Raw genomic sequence first — 17,976 nt, 5'->3', positions numbered from 1 at the left:
ACATGAGGGTGATGGGGATGACGGACACGGGCATGAGGACGAGACCCTTCCCGCCCACCGGACGGCCGCTCGGCGCCGTCGGACTGGGCTGCTCCGGGCTGAGCCCCTGGATGTACGCCCACTCCGGCTTTGACGACACTGAAGCCGCCGCCCTCCTGCACGCCGCCGTCGACCGTGGCGTCACCTGCCTCGACACCGCGGGCGTGTACGGCGAGGGCCACAACGAGACGCTGCTCGGCCGCACCCTGTCCGCCCGCCGCCACGAGGTGTTCCTGGCCACCAAGGCCGGCTTCGTCGTGGACGACCTGGCGGCCATGGCCCTGCACCGCGACGGCAGACCGGCACAGCTGCGCGCCGCCGTGGAGGCGAGCCTGCGCCGGCTGCGCACCGACGCCGTCGACCTCTGCTACCTCCACCGCATCGACCCGGACGTCCCGTTGGAGGACAGCTGGGGCGCCCTGGCCGCACTGGTCAAACAAGGCAAGATCGGTCACCTCGGCCTGTCGGACGTCCGGGTCCGCGACGCCGAACGGGCCCACCGCATCCACCCGGTCGCGGCGGTGCAGTCCGAACTCTCCCTGTGGGACCGGAAGTCGCAGCCCGTCGTCCGCTGGTGCGCGCGCAACGGCGCGATGTTCGCCCCGTACGCACCCCTGGGGCGCGGCTTCCTCACCGGCACGATCACCCCGCACACGGACTTCGCCCCCGGCGACGTCCGCGCCCGCCACCCCCGCTTCACGCGCCGCGCCCGCACGGCCAACGAGCGCATCCTCACCGTCCTGCGCACGGTCGCGGCCCGCCACGCCGCCACCCCCGCCCAGATCGCCCTCGCCTGGACCCTCGCGCAGGGCGCGCACGTCATCCCCGTCCCCAGCACCACCCGGCTGCGCCACCTCCACGACAACATCGCCGCCGCGACCCTGGGCCTCACCCCGCGGGACCTCGCCGAACTGGACGGGGCGCCGGTGGCGGTGGAGGGGGAGGGCTCCTGAACGGTGTCACCGTGCGCGGCGGGCGCGCCGGACCACGACCACGGCGCCCGCGGCGGCCAGCACGGCGGCACCGCCCGCCGCGGCGGCGATGGTGCCGGTGCCGACGCCCCCGTCGTGGTCCGCCGCCCGGCAGGTGCCGGCCTTGCCCAGGTCGGCGGGGGTGACGCGGTAGCGGGCCCAGACCTCTTTGTCCGCCGGGCCGTCGGTGCTGCCGTCGAGATGCCGGTGTACGGGGTACAGCCCCGCCTTCGCATCGCACTTGACGGTCGTGGCCGCGGTCAAGGAGGCCTTGGCGCCGCGGCCCACGGGCTTGTCGGCGAAGGCGGGCGAGACGAACGTGACCTCCCCGTCCCGCCCTTCGTCCCCGCTGTCGTCGATCACGACGCGGTCGCCGGGCCGGAAGGAGCGGACGTCCCAAGGGGACTCGGGCCAGGGGGTGTTCGCGGGCCACTGCTCCTCGGGGGAGTCGGCCACCGGGCGGTCCTTCTCGTCGTCGTGGCACTGCCGGCGGGCGGCGGAGCCGACGTCCTGGACCCGGACCTCCGTCCATGACGCGGCGTGTTCCGCCGGGTGACGGTCCAGATACGAATGGGTTTCCACCGCATAATCACCTGGCGGGATATCGCACTTGACGGAAACCGTCGCCGTGAGGAGAGGCGTGTGCATCCGCATGGTTCCGTCGGCGCTGAATGCCTTCGACGTCACCACGTCGCCATTCGTGACTTGGCCGGGTTCTGCGGTCACCTTTATGTGGTCTCCGGGCCGGACGGAGTGAATTCCGGCCGGTGCAAGCGGAATTGATCCATCGGCTGCAGCGGGGGCCGTGATGGCTGTGGATGCCCCGACGGCCAGCACAAAAGCGGCCGTACGCAGGTGATTCATGGCCGATTCCCGCCCTCTCCTGTGACTCCGAACGGACGCGCGTCCTTTACGCTCTTTACGCTAGCGTGCCTCACTTTGAACTCGCTTCGCATTGGCGTGAGTTCATCACATTCTGCAGGAGGTCGCACCCGTGCCGAACCACTCGCGATGGCTTCCGGTTCTGGGAATCGGTCTGTGTACGGCCCTGCTCGGTATCGGCCCGGCAGCGGCCGCGCCCGGTTCCGCATCGAGACCGGTTCCCCTGCCGTTATCGCCTTCCCCCTCATCCCCTTCCCCTTCATCGTCTTCCTCCTCGTCGCCTTCCCCCTCCGGGGTGCACCACTCGCCGCCGCCGACGGGGCCCGCGCCGGACACCTCGCATCCCGGGCCGGGCCTGCGTGAAGCGGAGGCGTACTGGACGGCGGACCGCATGGCCGGCGCCCGGCCCCTCGACGCCGGCAAGGGCGGATCCCCGCAGCAGGCCGGGGCGGCGGCTGCCGGGCCGGGCGCACGGGACTCCGCACACGCCGGCTCGGGGGACTACTTCGAGGGCCTCCCCATGGTCGGCACCTTCTTCTTCCGCGACACCCCCCTCAACGGCAAGAACACGTACTGCACCGGAAGCGTCGTCCACAGCCGCGGCCGCAGCCTGGTGCTGACCGCCGGACACTGCGGCATCTCGCTGCGGCGCGCCACGGAGCAGATCTTCGTGCCGCAGTACCGGTACAAGGCCTCGGCGGCCGACCAGCCGCACGGCGTGCTCCCGCTGGAGAGAATCTTCATGGACAGCCGATACGCCGGAGTGGCGACGGACGTCAGGAAGAAGTCGGTCGTCTCGGACCTGGACCTGGCCTTTGTCAAGGTGGGGCCCAACCGCAAGGGCAGGGCCGAGGACGTCACCGGAGCCCTGACGTTCACCCGTACCCCCGGCTACCACAACGACGTCACCGTCATCGGCTATCCGTCGAGCGACAAGGTCAACAGCCGTCATCAGGCGAGACGTTGCCCCGTCTCCACCACCCGCCTACCCGGCTACCACCAGATGCGGATGGTGTGCGGCGGCTACTACGGCGGGGTCTCCGGAGGGCCGTGGATCACGGACTACGACGCCGAGCACCGCACGGGCAAGATCATCGGGAGCACCGGCGGGTACAACGGCGGTGGCAACGACGAGGAGGTCGACTACGTGACCTACTCGCCGCGTTACGGCAACGACGCCATGGCCCTCTACGAGGACGCCGATGCGGACCGCGAGCCGCAGCGCCCCCACCCCTACGACCCTCCGGACGACAGCCCCGTCCTGCCCGGTCACGCGAGCACCTGGAAGCACGCCAGGCTCATGGCCTCAGGGGACTTCACCGGCAACGGCCACAGCGACCTGATCGTCGTCTGGACCGACGGCGAGGTGACCCTCTATCCGGGCAACGCCAAGGGCGGCTTCCGGCCGGAGCGCCGGCTCATGGAGTCGCACGGCAAGTTCGAGAACGCCCTGACCATCACGGCCGGCGACTTCGCGGGCTCCACCCAGTTCGACCTTCTGGTGCGCTGGCTGGACGGCAGCGTCACCCTGTTCCCGGACGTGGGTTCCAAGGGCCTCGACGTCCCCGGCGAGCCGATGGTCGAGAAGGGATCCGTCTGGAAGCACGCCGTCCAGTTCACTGCGGGACGGTTCAACGCGGCCAAGTACGTCACCGACCTGCTCGTGCGCTGGTCCGACGGCGAAGTCAGCCTCTACACCAACGTGGGGGCGAGGACCTTCGGCACGGAGCACAGGCTCCTGAAGAAGAACCCCGCCTGGAAGTCCGCGAACGTCTTCGCGAGCGGCGAGTTCTCCGGAAACCGGAAGTGGGACCTGATGGTCCGCTGGGAGAACGGCGCCCTCGACACCTACGTGGGCACCACGACGGCAGCCCTCGGCCGTGAGGTGCACATCCACGGCGCCGACAGCACATGGACCCATGGCCTCGTCATGACGGCGGGCGACTACACGCCCAACGGCCACACTGACGACGTCATCGTCCGCTGGTCGGACGGCGAGGTGACGATGTACACGGACACCCGTGCCGGCCGCCTCGGAACCGAGGAACCCCTCGTCACACCGACCACATGACGTGCGGGCGCCCTCGCCGCGGCGCTGGACCTCACCCCGCGGGACCTCGCCGGGGTGGACGGGGCGCCGGTGGAGGGACCATCAACGGGTCCGTCGCGGCGGCGCCGAGCAGGCCGAGGCCGGCGGAGGTCGGCGTGTGCAGCATCGCGCTGCGGTGGCGGACCGCGGCCGTGAGCCCTGCCGAGCGCAGGACGGAGGCGTGTTCGCTGGCGCTCGCCGGGGCGATGCCGGTGCGGGCGGCGAGCTGGGTGGTGCTGCTGTTCGGGTGGGCGGCGATCGCGCACAGCACGGCGGCGCGCGTCCGGCCGAGGAGCGCGGACAGGGACGGGGGCGGTACGGCGCCGGGGGACCGGGGCGCGGCGGCGGGGTGCTCGCCGTGGCGGACCGGGTAGGACAGCCAGTGCTGGGGCCGGGCGTCCTGCACGTTGCACGGATCCACTCCCACGAACGGTCTGTCGCCGTACAGTGTGGGGACCAACAGCAGCCCGCGGCCCCCGAGTCGGACCTCCAGGTCGACGAAGAAGGCGACCTCGAGCACGGGAGGGCGCCAGCGGATGCGGAGCGGGTCGAGGCCCGCCAGCAGGCTCTCGACACCGCCCGTGGCCAAGTGCTGGATCCGCAGGGCCCGATCGGCGCTCGCCAGTGAGTCGATGCGCGGCCAGTCGGCGCCTTCGTCCCGGTCGTGGATGTGAGCCAGCATGTCGAAGTACTGCTGCAGGGGCTCCGGTCCCGTGTCGTGACGGAGCACCCAGTGCTGCTGGGTGAGGTCCGCCAAGTGCTTGCGGACCTGCGCGTGGGGTGTGGAGCACAGCCGCTCCAAGGCTTCCCGGGGGTGCCGGCACTCCACGGGCGACAGCACGAACGCGGGGAGGCGCCCCTTCCAGGGATGCCGGTCGACGAGCCGCACGAGCGGGGCCGACAGCGGTTCGAACGACTCGTACCGCCCGCTCCCGCGGCGGCGGGCACGGGCCGGCTGCCACTTCGCCCAGGTCATCATGCCGAGTTCGACCAGGGGACGGGGCCCCTCGGCGAGGCGCGTGCGGGCGAGGTCGTCGGCCGTGAAGTGGATCCGTATGGCCACGGCTCGATTGTGGCCGTGTACGGGACATTCGGGCCACGCCGAATCAGGTCAACGGGGGCGGCCGGATCGGCAATTCTGGGACTCGGGGGACGGCGTGGTGTTCCCCGCCTCTTACGGGGGTGGAGGCGGGGGACGCCGCCCTGTGGCCCGGTGCGGGTGGCTCCCGGAGCGGAGTTGACGCTTCCGGTGACGCAAACCTTCGGATCCGACGGTGCGGGGTGATGGTTCGTGACACTGGAATGAGCTATTCCGCTGCGGGCGGGTGGGGGGTCAGAGGCGCGCATAGTTGCGTGCTGCCTCGCGCGAGAGGGCGACCCACATCTTGCTTCCGCCGCCGAGGGGCGTACCCATGTGGTCGAGGCCGACGATGCCTCCGCAGGAGCCGACGACGGTGTCCAGCGTGGACAGTGCCTCGCGCCGCCGCGCGTGACAGGCCTTGCTGGCGGTTGCGGTGTGGGCGGGGTGCTCGTCGAACACGGTGAGCCGCAGCACGCCGAACCTCCAGCGCAGTGAGAGGCTCACTCCCTGCCCGGGGGTGAACTGGCATGCGTGGGCGACGAGTTCCGATGCGGCGAGCGTGCCGAGCTCGCTCATGTCGGCGAGCCCGTGGTCGGAGAGCAGGCGCCTGACGACGGTACGGGCCATGGCGAGGCAGTAGGCGCCGCCGGGGAAGGCGAACGAGTAGTCGAGGGTGGCGGGTTGGGGCGTGGCCGCCGCTGCGGCCGCTGCCGCGAGCGCGGCCTCCGACAGGCAGGGTGGGTTGTTACTCATGTGCGGTCACTCCATGGTGGTGGGGGAGTGGAGTCCTCGCACGCGAACGGATACCGGTGGCCTGCCTCCCTGGGCGCGGGCACACCTCACCCCAGGGAGGACGGGCATGCTCGCGCGGTGCACTTCCGGTGCCACTGCGTGTGAGCTGAGCAACACCGAAGGTAGCGCATGTCCGGAGAACGGTTCTACGGAACCAGGGAACGGGCCTACGTTGTGGTTCCGGTGCCCGGACAGCGGCAGACTGGGGGCGTACGGAGAGAGGTGACATGCCGCCAAGAAGCACCCCTACTGTTCGACAGCTCCGCCTAGGTGCCGAGTTGCGGAAGATCCGCGAGGCCGCCGGTTTCTCAACCCAGCAGGCCGCGGCCCTCCTTGGCGTCAGCCGCACGCGTATCCCGAACATCGAAGCGGGCCGCTTCGGCATCAGCCCCGAACGCGTTCACCGGCTCGCGCTGAACTACGGCTGCACAGACGCCGGTCTGGTCGAGGCACTGGCCGACATCGCGCGGGAGCGCAACGGCCACTGGTGGGAGTCATACCGCGATGTCCTCCCACCGGGCTTCCTCGACGTGACCGAACTTGAGCACCACGCCACGAGTTTGCGTATGTTCGTCATGGTGCACATCCCTGGACTGCTCCAGACCGCCGAGCATGCGCGCGCAGTCTTCGAGAGTTCGCTTGTCTCCCTGTCCGTGGACCAGGTCGAGCTTCGGTCCATGCATCGCATGCGGCGCCAGGAGGTACTCACCCTCCGGAAGAACCCTCCGAGATATACCGCGATCATTCATGAAGCGGCCCTGCACATCCAGTTCGGTGGCCCGAAGGTGGCCCGGACTCAGCTGAACCATCTCCTCGACATGAGCGAGCGGGACAACATCTCCATCCGCGTGCTCCCTCTTGAGACGCAAGGCTTCGCCGGCCCAGGGCAGCCGATCCTCTACGCCACGGGACCGGTCGAGCAGCTCGACACCGTCCAGGTGGACAGCTTCCATGGCCCCACCTTCATCGACTCGGCCATGCAACTGGCCAGGTATCGACTGCTGCTCGACAAGATGGAGGCGAAGTGCCTGTGCCCAGGGAAGACGCGTGACCTCATCCGAGGCATCGCGCAACGACTTGAGAGGTAGGAAATGAGCAACGTCCAGTGGCAGACCCCCTTCTGCGGTGGCGACGGCGGCAACACCTGCATACAGGTCGGCTTCGCATCCGACGGCACCCCCATACTGAGAGAAACCACGCGCCCTGACGAGCTGGTCACTACCACTCGCGAGGGCCTGCGCAACTTCATAGAGGCCGCGAAGCGCGGCGAGCTCGATCACCTCGTCTGAGGGGGCTTTGCGGGCCCGCGGCCGATTTACCTCAGCGAATCCCGTCACGAAGGTCGATCCACGACCAGAAGTCCGAGTGGTCAAGGCTACTTCTTGCTGTACTCGCTGTACTCGACAACACATGCAATCGCAAGAGCCAACCCCAGGAGGCCGACCGCCAACTGGGCGAGAATCTGCAGCACTCCAGCACCATCCATCGCGCTGCGGAGGGATCCGGCCAGACCGCCCACGGCGGCGACGATGCCGAGCACGAGGAGCCGCGAGCCCAACTTGAGGCCCTCGGGGCGGGGGCGGGGACGGCGAGACTTCGATGGGTGCCGATCAGGTGGGGAGCCCGAAAACGAACTATTCATTTCCACCTAGACCTTCATCAGTACTCATCCACCGTCTTGCCTTGAGGGACGCGAAAGCATGCCGACACGAGGTCGACCATGATGCCTGAAGTGCTACTGGACTGAGGAGATGCTTCCTTGACTCCCCTTTTGTCCATAAAGGTGATGTTTGCCGAAAATTTGGACTTGGTCGAGTCGGCGACCATCTCAATGTTCTTGGCCTGGCTGGAGTCTCGCCCGTACCGCACGACTTTCCAACCGCGCTTCGGCAACTCGTCCTTGAGTCGCTCCAGGGATCTCTGCATCTCTTCTTCGGGAACCCCCCAGACCGACCAGGCGTGGCGAATCTTGTACAAGTGGTCCGGATCTTCATCGCAACGAGACACTCCGGGTCCGGATCCACTTACCCTCCCCTTCAAGGAGATTGCATCAAGAATTTCGCTCGACAACTCCTTGGCCGTCTTTCGTGCCGCGTCGATCTCTTGGGTCTCTGGAGTGTATCCAAGGTCGCTAGATTTCTTCACGTCACCACAACCAGAAAGAGCCAGAATGGACACCGCTACCGAAGCGGCCAACTTTACAGAATGATGCTTCATCTTCGCGCTCTTGTTGCTAGCCACGCCTCACCACGTCATAGTTTCGAGTCACCACAGCCGCCTGATTCCAGAGGGTATCGGAGTCCTTCCAGTAGCCGCCGTGATCCTGGGAATCGGTTCGCATGATATTGGCTCCGAACTCGTGATCCGATGGAACATTTTGCGTCAAGGATGAGATTGGGAAAGTGAGTGGGAACACCCTGGCCAAGGGTGTTATCTCACTGTCGCCACCCAACCCGACCAATCTTCCGCCGAGCGGAACTTGGTCTTTGGACAGGGAGGCCGCCTCGGACCACACGTGCCCATTCGGCGCATCTAGGTCATCCGCATGCCCTACGAGCATGCCTGGGCTGGCCACCGCAATGATGTCGTCTGCCCCAAGACCACCTTTCTGGGAAGTGTCGCCGACAACAGTGGTCCCGTAGCTATGTCCGATGACGGTGGTGTGACTGGCATGCGGCCCGCCCTGGGCTGTTCGCATGCCGTCAAGAAAGTTGGTCAACTTTGGGGCGGCCTTATCGGCATAGGAAGTGGATGCGGCTTCCGGCACCAGGTCGCCCTTATCCGTCGGGAAAGCGCTTTGAGGTGCGTCGTAGCCGATCCAAGTAATGGTGGACACCGACGGCCCGCCGGGCATTCCATGGCTTTGCTTCCACAGCTCGGTCATCTTGTCGATGTCCTTGCCGGCGTCACGCAGCCGTGCTGTTGTTCCCGGAACGTATACAGCCGTGTGTTCAGCTGTGTCTGGGTTGCCGTTCGCAACGATGGCCCGCCCCAGCCCATCGGCGTCGAATCCTAGCAAGTAGGCTTCTGGAAGCCCTTCTTCGCCTGTGGCGTCAAACCTCTTCTGAATAGCCGCTATCCCGCGCAGCTGACCCTCCAAGGTCTCTCTTTTCCTCAGACACTGCTTCCAGGCGTAGGTCTCCTGCTGTTCGCCCTGGATAGGCAGCCCAGTGACAGGGTTGAACTTCTGCTCGTAATGCTGTGGCGGATTATTGACGAGATCGGCAAGCTGCTGACTGAGGCTTATTCGGGTATCGGCAAGAACTATGCGGTTGGCCTCATCGCGAACAGCGGATGGCAAACCATCCAGCTTGCCGATAGTGGCCGGGAATACGGCGGCGTACTCGTCCCTCTCTTCTTGGCTCAGCTTGTTCCACCATTCGGCGTTCTCCTTGGGGGACTTACCTTTGGGGATGCTCGACTCAGAGAAGTGCTTCCCCGCGACGGACCGGATTCCCCGCGCATCTCTGGCGACGTCTGAGGGGTCGGTGTTCTTCAGGTCCCCGTTTGTGGTGAGGTTCGTCAGCGCTCTGGCGTAACGGCCGTCAATTTCAGCGGCCTCCCTGAGGGCGTCGCCGATACGGTTGGCAACCTCCTGCGCCTTGGCTGCGTTCGGGTCAGGGGTGCTGTCCGGTTTCAGCAGAGATGGCATTGCACCAGGCGAAGCCCCGGACGGAAGCTGCGGAGCCGGAACTCTCAGGCTCTTCGGGTACTCGACGGAACCATCGGGCTTGACAGTGAACTTCAGCGCTTCTGCGTCCTCCAATGCCTGCTTCAGCTTTCTCTGTGGAGCGGCAAGCTCTTCGGCCAGACAACTGAGAGCTGTGCGGATCAATCCACACTCGGCATGGATGTACTCATAGTTTTTGTTCAGTGTGGCAATTCGTGCCAGAGCCTGCGTCGCTGCGTCGCCCTCCTGAGTGCTGGCCAGCTTCCCCAGCATCTCGTGGTCCACTCGGTCCCTGGCTGAACTGGCACGATTGCTGACGGAACTCCAGGCGTCGGCTGCTTTCGTGAACTTGGAAGTATCGAGGTTCTTCAGGTCGTCGATGGTAACCACAGCCCGAGCTGCTCCTACTTCGCGTAATCGTCAATCTTGGATCGGCTTTGGAGAGCATCGAACGACGCCTTCACCTGTGCTTCGTTCTCGCCGAAGTTGGCTCCGGCCTTCTTGAGGTTCCCGTCCAGTTCGCGACACTCGTCGCGAACAGCGCCGAGACGATTCTGCCAGCCGCTGAGAATGTTGCTCAAAGTTGCTGCGCTCGCAAAACCTGCTGTTCCCGATTTAAGCGCTGCGTGGCCATGCTCCAAGTCGCTGAGGGCTACCTGCATCCCCTCACTCAACTCGCCTGCTACGCCCCCAGCCGTAGTCCACGGATGCACGCTCGCCTGGTGAGTGCCGTCCCCGCCCCCAACACCAGTTCCGGATGAGGCCAGTTGTACCGGCGTGCCCGGCTCAAGTGTGACGTCGGTCATCGTTCGGACTCCGTGGTGTGGTGATGCGTGATCGGGCAATCGTGACGCCAAGAGATGTGATCAGGCCTTGCGGCGGCGCCTGATGAGTACGGAAAACGCGGCGGATAGAGCCACGACAGCGGCGACACCAGCCGCCAGTACGTTGCGCTTGGACAGCAGGGCATCGCTACTGGAACGATTCTCCGCAGCAGCCTGCGCAGGATGACTCGCGCCGTGAGGTGCAGCGGTGCTTGTCGTCGACGACTGAGCACCAGGAAGCGGGCTCACGTCTGCAGGGCCTGGATCGCCTGGGTTCTGGAGGGCGATGCGGGGGCGGACTACGCCGTAGCCGATGGTGTCGCTGCGCTTTTCGCCGCTCTTGGGGCCGCCGGCCGTGTTGATGAGGACACGGAGGACTTGGTTGGCCGACCAGTTGGGGTGGACGGACCAGATGAGGGCGGCGGAGGCGGAGGCGAGGGCGGTGGCGTCGCTGGTGCCGTCGCCTGTGCAGAGCCCAGGGGCTCCGTTGGTGCAGGGGGCGATCATGTCCGCACCGGGCGCGGCGAGAGCTACCTGGGGTCCGCTCTGCGACCAAGGCGCCGCCTTGATGCCCCGGTCCACCGCCCCTACACCAACGACCCCCGGCGTCGCCGCCGGGTACTCGACAAGGTTCGCCTTGTCACCAGAGTTCCCGACAGACGCGAAGATGAGCTTGCCCTTGCTTACGGCGTAGCGGACAGCGTCCGTCATCTCGGCGCTTTCCCCCGGGCTGCCCATCGAAATGTTGATGACCTTGGCGTCCGAGTCCGCTGCGTATCGTATTGATGAAGCCAATGCCAGGGAACCGGACTTGAAGTTGTTCGTCCCGGAGGCCCGCACCGGAAGAATCCTGGCTCCGGGAGCCAGGCCGTACGTCCCGGCTCCCTTACCCGTCCCCGCGATGAACAACGCCATCCTTGTGCCATGTCCGTCCGTGTCGGTTCGGGCGTTTCCTTGCTGTCCCGAGAAGTCCTGTCCGTCGAGGACTTGGCCCTTCAGGTCCGGAACGTCCGCGTCGACACCCGAGTCGATGACTGCCACGGTGACGCCGGTCCCTGTGCTCGTCTTCCACATCTCCTCGGCATGCATGGCGTCGAGATACCACTGCTGGGAGCGAATCGAGTCGGCCTGCGCTGGTGTGCCGACAGCAACCACCGAGAGCAGGCCGACTACCGCCGTCAGGCATCTTTCAGCACGTGCTCTGAAGGTACTGCGCATGTGAGTTCCCATTGTCGGCCGATCGTTCCACGGTCAGTCGATGACCGGCGGAACCACCCGGCGATGTCCGTCGGTCCAAGTCGATTCGTCCTCGGTCAAGTAGTCAGGACGCCCAGCGGGTCGATTGTTCTTGCTTTGCTTATCAGGACGGCGCTCTCCCAGTAGGCCCGTTCCGCCTGGTGTGAAAGGTCGACCAGCCGCTTGCGTGCGTTGCTGCTGTGCTCGTCCGCCCACGACTCCTCCTGGCTCAGACGCCAGTCGTCTCCCGCCTCCAGTCCCAGGTCGGCCAGAACCACTGGCCGTTGGCCCTGCGCCTGGGGCATGAGGGATGGAAGTACCTGTCTGGACCTGGCCTCGAGCCGGCTCAGCACCGATGACGGTTCCTCTCGGAATCGCCCGGGTGGGCTGCTCGACGGGATGGGGGGTGGCGCGCCCTCCGACGATGCCATCGCCAGCTCCGCCGGGCAGGCGGTCAATCGGTGCTCCGGCCACAGACCGCCCCGGCGAAACTCTCCCCACACCGCCGGCCGGTGTCCCTGCGCTCCGAGGCTCATCGATGGCTCTTGGCACTTGCGCAGTGGATACGCCCGGTCGCGGACTGGCGGACACCGGTGTGGCTATAGGGAGCAGAGGCACCGGGCTCAACGAGGTGCCACTGCTGGGCGGGGCAACGGTTGACTGGCCGGGAGCCTGTGCCGCTGGCGCTATGGCATCGATGCGGCTGGCAACCGGCTGCTCAGGAGCGCTGGCTGCGGTCGAGGGCAGGCTCACGTGCCTTTCTGGCGCAGACGCGTCGGCAAATGACCGGGCAGCGTCACCAACGGGGGCTGTCATAGGTGGAGACGAGCTGCCTCCTTGTGCCAGCGTGCCACCAGCGCCGGGCTCTGGGCTCTGCCGAAGGTCTTCTTTGCCGCCCGGGTTCGGTATGAAGTCCGACGGCATGGCCGGAAACACCGGCCGCTCCGCCCCCTGCATGTTGTGCGCCGACCACGAGTACGACTCGGCAAGCTGCCGCATCAGCCGTGCCGCCTCCGCGCGGTCCGCGTCCAGGCGCTGCTGTGCCGCGTACGCCTGCTGCTGCGTGGGCCCCTGCCCCTGCAGGCCGGCGCCGCCGGCTCCGCCCGTGCCGCTCAACGGTGGTGCAACCGAACCCACTTGACCCGGATGCGCACCCCGGTACGCGTCCAGCACCGTCCTCGCCCCCGCCGAAACCTCCGGCATCGACGAGTGGACGTGCGCCAGCGTCTCCGCCGCGTGCCCCATCCACGTGCCCGCCGCACCGCTGAACGCACTCAGCCGCTGCGTCGCGTTCGCCAGGTCCGACCCCCACGTGCGGAACGCCTCGCCGCCCTCGCCCTCCCAGGCCACGTGAGCCGTGTGCTTCTTGAGACCGTCGCCGATCTCGCTGAGCGCCTTGGCCGCATCCGCAAGCTTGCGGCTCAGGTCCGCCGCGGCCTGCGGCGATGCCTGCGCCACCATCGCGCGCAGCTCCTCGTGCGACTTCGACTCGAAGTCCGACACGGTGAACAGGCCGCTCACCGGCTGCCTGATCGCCGGGCCGGCGAAGCCGGCACCACCGACCGCGGGGGTGGTCATCGGATCACCCCCGCGTCATCGGCACCGATCCCGCCGTCGCGCCCTCGGTGCTGCTCAGCACTCACGTCCGCCCCGCCCGTCCCGTCCCTCGTCCACCCGTGTTGACGGGACGCAGACTACTGTCCGGCACTGACGGGCCGCCTGAGTACGCGTACTCAGGTACTCGGTCAGCCCTGCTTCGGCCCCGCCTGCTGCACGACCTCGAACGACCACAGCGTGGAGTCCGCAGCAGCCGGCCGCTGCTGAGGGGCGCCCTCGCCGCCGCCCTGGTGGGCCGACCGCATCGGGCCCTCCATCCACGCCTTGAAGTCCTCCTCGCTGCGCCAGCGCGTGTAGACGAGGTACTTGTCGGTGCCCTCCATCGGGCGCAGCAGCTCGAACCACTCGAAACCGTCGGAGTTCTCCACGACACCGGCACGCGAGGCGAAGCGCTGCTCCAGCACCTCGCGCTGCTCGGCGGGGACGCTCAGGGCGTTGATCTTTACGATGCTCATGGAGCCATCCTGCCGCAGGCGCCTCGCGTCGTCGCCGCGGGGCACCGGTCGGGCCGCCCCCGTGCGCTAACTTCGTCTCGCCCCCGGAAGTCCCCCGGGTGACCCGGGGGTGACCTGCCTCCGATCCCGTGGACTCAGTAAGGTCTCAAAGAGCTCGACGAGGTGACCGGACTGGGCGACCGGAGGAGCGGCGAAGCGTGGCGGAAGCAGAGCGGAGCGGGCTCGGAGGCCCGCTGAGGGACGGCTCCCGCACCGGCATGGTGCTGGGGGTCCTCTGGGGGCTCGCCGGGCTGCTCGCCGTGCGTCAGGCCGCCGCCGTGCTGCGGCTTCCGCCCGAGCGGCGGTTCACCGATCTGGCCATCTGGATCGGCGACAACGGTGTGCTGCACGTGCGCGGCTCGCTCTACGACACCGACCGGTTCACCGGCACCCCGTTCGCCGGACTCGTCCTCAAACCGCTGAGCCGGGCCGCTGAACAGAGCCTCGGCATCGCCTGGACCTTCGGCACGCTGCTCCTTGTCGTCGCCCTCGCGCTCGTCGTCGCGCGCGCCGTGCCGCAGCCGGTCTCGCGGCGCACCGCGCTGCTCGCCGCACCCGTCGCCGTCATCCTGGCCGTGCTCTCGCTGCCCGTGCGCAACACCTTCACGCTCGGGCAGACCAGCATCATCCCCGTCCTGCTTGTCGTTCTCGCCTGTTGTCCACCGCGTCCTGCACAGGACGACGGGCCCGGCCCCGGCATCCTCGTCGGTCTCGCCGCCGCCCTGCAGCCCGCCGTGCTGCTCTTCGCGCCGCTGCTCTGGTTCACAGGGCGGCGGCGCGCTGCTTTTGCCGGTGGTATCACCTTCGCCGTCTGCACGGTCCTCGCCTGGGCGGCCCTGCCCGACGACTCGTGGGCCTACTGGGTGCACCACATCGCCGGCGCCGGCCTCGGCAGTCACCCCGACGGGCTCGCCAACCAGTCCCTGCACGGACTGCTGCTCCGCATCGGTCTGCACGGCCCCGCCGAACTCGCGCTCTACGCACTGCTGTCCGCAGCCGTGGCCGTCATCGGCCTGCGCCGCGCCGTGCGCTACGCCCGCGACGGACAGCTGCTGCTGGCCACCGCCCTCACCGGCTGCGTCGCCGTCGCCGTCTCGCCTACCGCCTGGCAGCACCAGCAGCTGTGGATCCTGCTCGCCGTCGTCGGCCGGGTCGGCAGGCGGCGCGCCGGCCGACTGGTGTGGCCCCTGCTCGTCGTGCTCGCCATGACGCTCCCCAGCACCGTCCTCGTACCGCCGAACCCCGTGCTCGGCCCGCTCGGCGACAACGCCCCGCTGCTGGCCGCCCTGCTGGCCGCCTGCGCGGTGCCGTTCCTGTCGCGCGGCGCGGAGCTGTGGGAGCGGCCGGAGCCGACCCCGGTCGCCGAGCCGCAGCGCGGGCGCTGGTCCTGGGTGCCGCTGCTCGGCTTCTGGAGGCGCCCGCTCGACCGTCCGAACCTGTTGCTGGAGCTGATGCTGATACGGGTCGGCTACTGGGCCTACTCCTACGTCCGCGCCCAGGCCCCCGACTCGCGCAGCCTGGCGGAGTCGCACGGCCGGCAGATACTCGGCATCGAGCGTTTCCTGCACATGGACGTCGAGCACGCCTTCAACCACTTCGTGGCGGGCACCGACCGGCTCGCGGACGCCATGGACTACTACTACGGCACGTTCCACTTCATCGTGCCGGTGTCCCTGCTGGCCTTCCTCTACGTGCGCCGCCCCGCGCTCTACCGCTGGGGCCGCACGGCGCTGGCCGTCGCGACGCTGATGGCGCTCGCCGGCTTCTGGCTCTACCCGCTGGCCCCGCCGCGGCTGATGCCGGGCCTCGGCTTCATCGACACCGCCAACGGGCCGCAGGACCTGGCCCACCCCGACTTCGGGGCGCTGACGGAGCTGTCCAACCAGTACGCGGCGATGCCCTCGCTGCACATCGGCTGGTCGCTGTGGTGCGGGATCGTGATCGCCGTGATCGCGCCGAAGAGGTGGATGAAGGCGCTGGGCATGCTCTACCCGCTGCTCACCTTCTCGGTGATCATCGGGACGGCCAACCACTATGTGCTGGACGCGCTGGGCGGGGTGCTGGTCGTCGCCTGCGGCTTCGGTATCCAGTACGTGCTGACCGGGCCCGGGCGGCGGGCGCCCGCCGTGATTCCGGGGGCGCGGGGGGAGAGCGATCCGGTCGCGCCCGAGCCCGTTCGGGCCTGAGCCGGTTCGCCGGGTGCGGGTCCCGCGCCCCTTTCGGGGCGCGGGCTGCTCAAATGGTCAGATCGTCAACTGCCCACCGTGATCTGCTGCGTCGAGTCCGTCGTGTCCGTCACGCTGTACGTCGCGTTGAAGACCGACGTGGTGGCGGCGGTCGGGCAGCCGAAGCCGCCCGTGACGGTGACGGGCACGGAGGCGCCGCTGACGACGAACTGCGAGGGCGCGCCGTTGGTGAACGTCGTGTCGAAGGACGCGGTCCCACTGGGTGCTGCGGTCACCGTGCACTCGGCCAGGCCGGTGGTCTGGAGGACGAGGCCGCCCTGGGGGATGGTCATCGTGGCGGTGATCGGCGACCCGTTCTGCATCGAGATGCCCCAGACGCCGGACGTGGTGACGGTGACGGTCACGCCGGGGAGGCTGGCGCTGCAGTCGGAGTACGTGGGGGCGTTGACCGAACTGGCCACCGGACCGGCGGGGTTGGCGTTGCCGGGCGCCGCGGGTATCTGGTTGTTGGCCGTGGTGCCGTCGGGCTGGCTGGTGGAGACGTTGCACGTGACGGTCACGGAGCCGGCCTGGAAGGTGGCCTGCCCGTTGAGGGTGGCGGCGAAGAAGTGTCCGGCGGGGGAGACGGTGGTGGACCCGGCGTCGGCCGGTCTGGCGCTGGCCGAGCCGGCCAGGCCGAGGCCGAGTGCGGCGAGCAGGGCGAGGCCGGCACCGGAGGCGACGAGCGGGCGCGCAGTGCGGAGGGTCATCGGATCTCCTTGGGGGGACGGGAGGTGCGGGGCGGTGCGGTGCCCCGCTGGGTGTGCGGTACTTCGGCTGCGGGTCCGTTGTGGCTTGTCGCGCCCACGCGGCGGAGCCGCATATCGAACGCGGTCCCGCGCCCCTTACGGGCGCGGATGTCAGCCCGCTTCCTGATCCACCGGCGCCGGTGTCCAGGCGAAGGTCATGGCCCCGCCGACGATGCCGAGGAGCGTGCCGATCAGGAAGCCGCCGAGGTTGGACATCACCAGCGCGGCCGTGGCCATCAGGACGGTGAGCACCCCGGCGAGCGAGCGGTACTGCGGGGCGAACCAGGCCGTCAGGCCCATGACGACCATCACCAGGCCCATGAGCACCGAGGGGATGCCCGCGATGCCCTGCTCCAGCATGATCTTCAGCGGGGCCAGCGGGAGGGCGCAGATCTCCGCGCCCGCGACGACGGTGGCCAGGCCGCCCCAGAACGGGCGGCTCTTGCGCCACCGTCGCCAGGTGGACCGGAGCCGGCGCGGGGCGGGGGTGTCCGACGCGGACCGGTCCACGTCAGAAGCACTCCTTCCTGCCCAGGCCGATCTTCATGTCGAGGCCGGACAGCTTGAACGTTCCTGCATTGGTCGCCCAGGCGGTCTGCTTCACGTCGGAGATCTCGATCCGCTTGGCCTGCTGGCCGAAGGCGTCCTGCAGGCCCTGGGCGTTGCTCGGGCCCTTGTTGAGGGTCGACGCGTCCCGGCCGATCTCGATGTCCTTGAACACCGCGTCGCCGGACATCTGGGTGGCGTCGATGAACAGGTTCTCGGCCTCGACCGGCTTGGCGCCCCCGCCCGCGGTGAGCTGCAGCGAGATGTCGCCGAGCACCGGCAGCGTGGTCACCACCGACTGGCACAGCGAATGGATCTTGGCGGTCTTGATGGCGGTGACCGCGACCGGCAGCAGCTTGCCGCGGGCGTTGCGGTCCACGCCGCCGTACTGGGCGAAGCCGTCGCCCTCCATGCTCTGGGCGCGGATCTTGAACTCCTGCCCGGAGACCGCGAACGAGGCCGCCAGGGCACCGTCGGCGAGGGCGACGGCCAGCGCGGCCGTGACGGCGAACCCGGGCACGGCCAGGACGGCGAACCTGCGCCATCTGACCTTGCCGGTCACCTGTCTTCCTTGATCGTCCTTCATATGGATTCCCCTCGGACGGTGTGGGGTTGGCGGTCAGGGGGTGCGCGGTCGCACGCGCAAAGGTGCCGCCCCGGAAGGTGTACCCGAGGGTAAGTCCGCCCTTATCAGCCTGACAAGGGGTCAGGTCCAGTCCAGATCAAGGGAGTTGGCGATCAGCCAGGGGTCACGAAGGGGG

17 protein-coding genes are annotated in these 17,976 nt (G+C 68.2%); 5 read left to right on the top strand and 12 right to left on the bottom strand.

Features of this window, described 5'->3' with window-relative positions:
- Positions 1 to 32: 32 nt before the first annotated feature.
- Complete coding sequence (locus ACWD4B_RS04795; RefSeq protein WP_451419404.1) at positions 33 to 992, top strand: aldo/keto reductase; 960 nt, start codon at positions 33 to 35, stop codon at positions 990 to 992.
- Between the two features lie 6 nt (positions 993 to 998).
- On the opposite strand, the gene ACWD4B_RS04790 is transcribed toward ACWD4B_RS04795, so the two are convergent.
- Entirely contained in the window at positions 999 to 1,592 is a 594-nt protein-coding gene (locus ACWD4B_RS04790) for a hypothetical protein (RefSeq protein WP_451419403.1), read from the bottom strand.
- 595 nt (positions 1,593 to 2,187) lie between these two features.
- Here ACWD4B_RS04790 and ACWD4B_RS04785 point away from each other — a divergent pair.
- A complete protein-coding gene (locus ACWD4B_RS04785; protein ID WP_451419402.1) occupies positions 2,188 to 3,963 on the top strand; it encodes a trypsin-like serine peptidase in 1,776 nt (591 codons plus the stop codon).
- Between the two features lie 31 nt (positions 3,964 to 3,994).
- Here ACWD4B_RS04785 and ACWD4B_RS04780 read toward each other — a convergent pair whose 3' ends face one another.
- Complete coding sequence (locus ACWD4B_RS04780; RefSeq protein WP_451419401.1) at positions 3,995 to 5,044, bottom strand: ArsR/SmtB family transcription factor; 1,050 nt, start codon at positions 5,042 to 5,044, stop codon at positions 3,995 to 3,997.
- Positions 5,045 to 5,314: 270 nt separating this feature from the next.
- Positions 5,315 to 5,815, bottom strand: coding sequence for an ATP-binding protein (locus ACWD4B_RS04775; RefSeq protein ID WP_451419400.1), 501 nt, complete (start codon positions 5,813 to 5,815; stop codon positions 5,315 to 5,317).
- Positions 5,816 to 6,081: 266 nt separating this feature from the next.
- Here ACWD4B_RS04775 and ACWD4B_RS04770 point away from each other — a divergent pair, with 266 nt between their 5' ends.
- Both ACWD4B_RS04770 and ACWD4B_RS04765 read left to right on the top strand, forming a co-directional pair.
- Positions 6,082 to 6,942, top strand: a complete 861-nt coding sequence (locus tag ACWD4B_RS04770; RefSeq protein WP_451419399.1) for a helix-turn-helix domain-containing protein — start codon at positions 6,082 to 6,084, stop codon at positions 6,940 to 6,942.
- A gap of 3 nt (positions 6,943 to 6,945) precedes the next feature.
- A complete protein-coding gene (locus ACWD4B_RS04765; RefSeq protein ID WP_451419398.1) occupies positions 6,946 to 7,143 on the top strand; it encodes a DUF397 domain-containing protein in 198 nt (65 codons plus the stop codon).
- Positions 7,144 to 7,229: 86 nt separating this feature from the next.
- On the opposite strand, the gene ACWD4B_RS04760 is transcribed toward ACWD4B_RS04765, so the two are convergent.
- The 6 genes from ACWD4B_RS04760 to ACWD4B_RS04735 form a co-directional block, all read right to left on the bottom strand.
- Positions 7,230 to 7,394 (bottom strand): hypothetical protein, encoded by a 165-nt coding sequence (locus ACWD4B_RS04760; protein ID WP_451419397.1) that lies wholly within the window; start codon positions 7,392 to 7,394, stop codon positions 7,230 to 7,232.
- A 119-nt stretch (positions 7,395 to 7,513) separates the two neighbouring features.
- The gene (locus tag ACWD4B_RS04755) at positions 7,514 to 8,095 is read right to left on the bottom strand and encodes a hypothetical protein (RefSeq protein WP_451419396.1); all 582 of its coding nucleotides are present in this window, start codon (positions 8,093 to 8,095) and stop codon (positions 7,514 to 7,516) included.
- Positions 8,088 to 9,914, bottom strand: a complete 1,827-nt coding sequence (locus ACWD4B_RS04750; RefSeq protein ID WP_451419395.1) for an alpha/beta hydrolase — start codon at positions 9,912 to 9,914, stop codon at positions 8,088 to 8,090. Before ACWD4B_RS04750 ends, ACWD4B_RS04755 begins: the two co-directional genes overlap by 8 nt.
- A gap of 14 nt (positions 9,915 to 9,928) precedes the next feature.
- Positions 9,929 to 10,330, bottom strand: a complete 402-nt coding sequence (locus tag ACWD4B_RS04745) for a hypothetical protein (protein ID WP_451419394.1) — start codon at positions 10,328 to 10,330, stop codon at positions 9,929 to 9,931.
- A gap of 60 nt (positions 10,331 to 10,390) precedes the next feature.
- Complete coding sequence (gene mycP, locus ACWD4B_RS04740) at positions 10,391 to 11,566, bottom strand: type VII secretion-associated serine protease mycosin (RefSeq protein WP_451419393.1); 1,176 nt, start codon at positions 11,564 to 11,566, stop codon at positions 10,391 to 10,393.
- A gap of 1,763 nt (positions 11,567 to 13,329) precedes the next feature.
- The gene (locus ACWD4B_RS04735; RefSeq protein ID WP_451419392.1) at positions 13,330 to 13,656 is read right to left on the bottom strand and encodes an antibiotic biosynthesis monooxygenase family protein; all 327 of its coding nucleotides are present in this window, start codon (positions 13,654 to 13,656) and stop codon (positions 13,330 to 13,332) included.
- A 257-nt stretch (positions 13,657 to 13,913) separates the two neighbouring features.
- Between ACWD4B_RS04735 and ACWD4B_RS04730 the strand changes: the two genes are divergently transcribed.
- A complete protein-coding gene (locus tag ACWD4B_RS04730; protein ID WP_451419441.1) occupies positions 13,914 to 15,881 on the top strand; it encodes a bifunctional glycosyltransferase 87/phosphatase PAP2 family protein in 1,968 nt (655 codons plus the stop codon).
- Positions 15,882 to 15,946: 65 nt separating this feature from the next.
- Here ACWD4B_RS04730 and ACWD4B_RS04725 read toward each other — a convergent pair whose 3' ends face one another.
- From ACWD4B_RS04725 to ACWD4B_RS04715, 3 genes are all read right to left on the bottom strand, one after another.
- The gene (locus ACWD4B_RS04725; protein ID WP_451419391.1) at positions 15,947 to 16,630 is read right to left on the bottom strand and encodes a hypothetical protein; all 684 of its coding nucleotides are present in this window, start codon (positions 16,628 to 16,630) and stop codon (positions 15,947 to 15,949) included.
- 150 nt (positions 16,631 to 16,780) lie between these two features.
- Positions 16,781 to 17,179: a DUF6114 domain-containing protein gene (locus tag ACWD4B_RS04720; protein WP_451419390.1), complete on the bottom strand. Its 399-nt coding sequence runs from the start codon at positions 17,177 to 17,179 to the stop codon at positions 16,781 to 16,783.
- Position 17,180: 1 nt separating this feature from the next.
- Positions 17,181 to 17,801: a DUF6230 family protein gene (locus tag ACWD4B_RS04715; RefSeq protein WP_451419389.1), complete on the bottom strand. Its 621-nt coding sequence runs from the start codon at positions 17,799 to 17,801 to the stop codon at positions 17,181 to 17,183.
- Positions 17,802 to 17,976: the final 175 nt, after the last annotated feature.

Source organism: Streptomyces sp. NPDC002536 (assembly GCF_053594995.1).
Note: the sequence above shows the minus strand (reverse complement) of the source record. Positions and strands in the feature narration are given on the sequence as shown.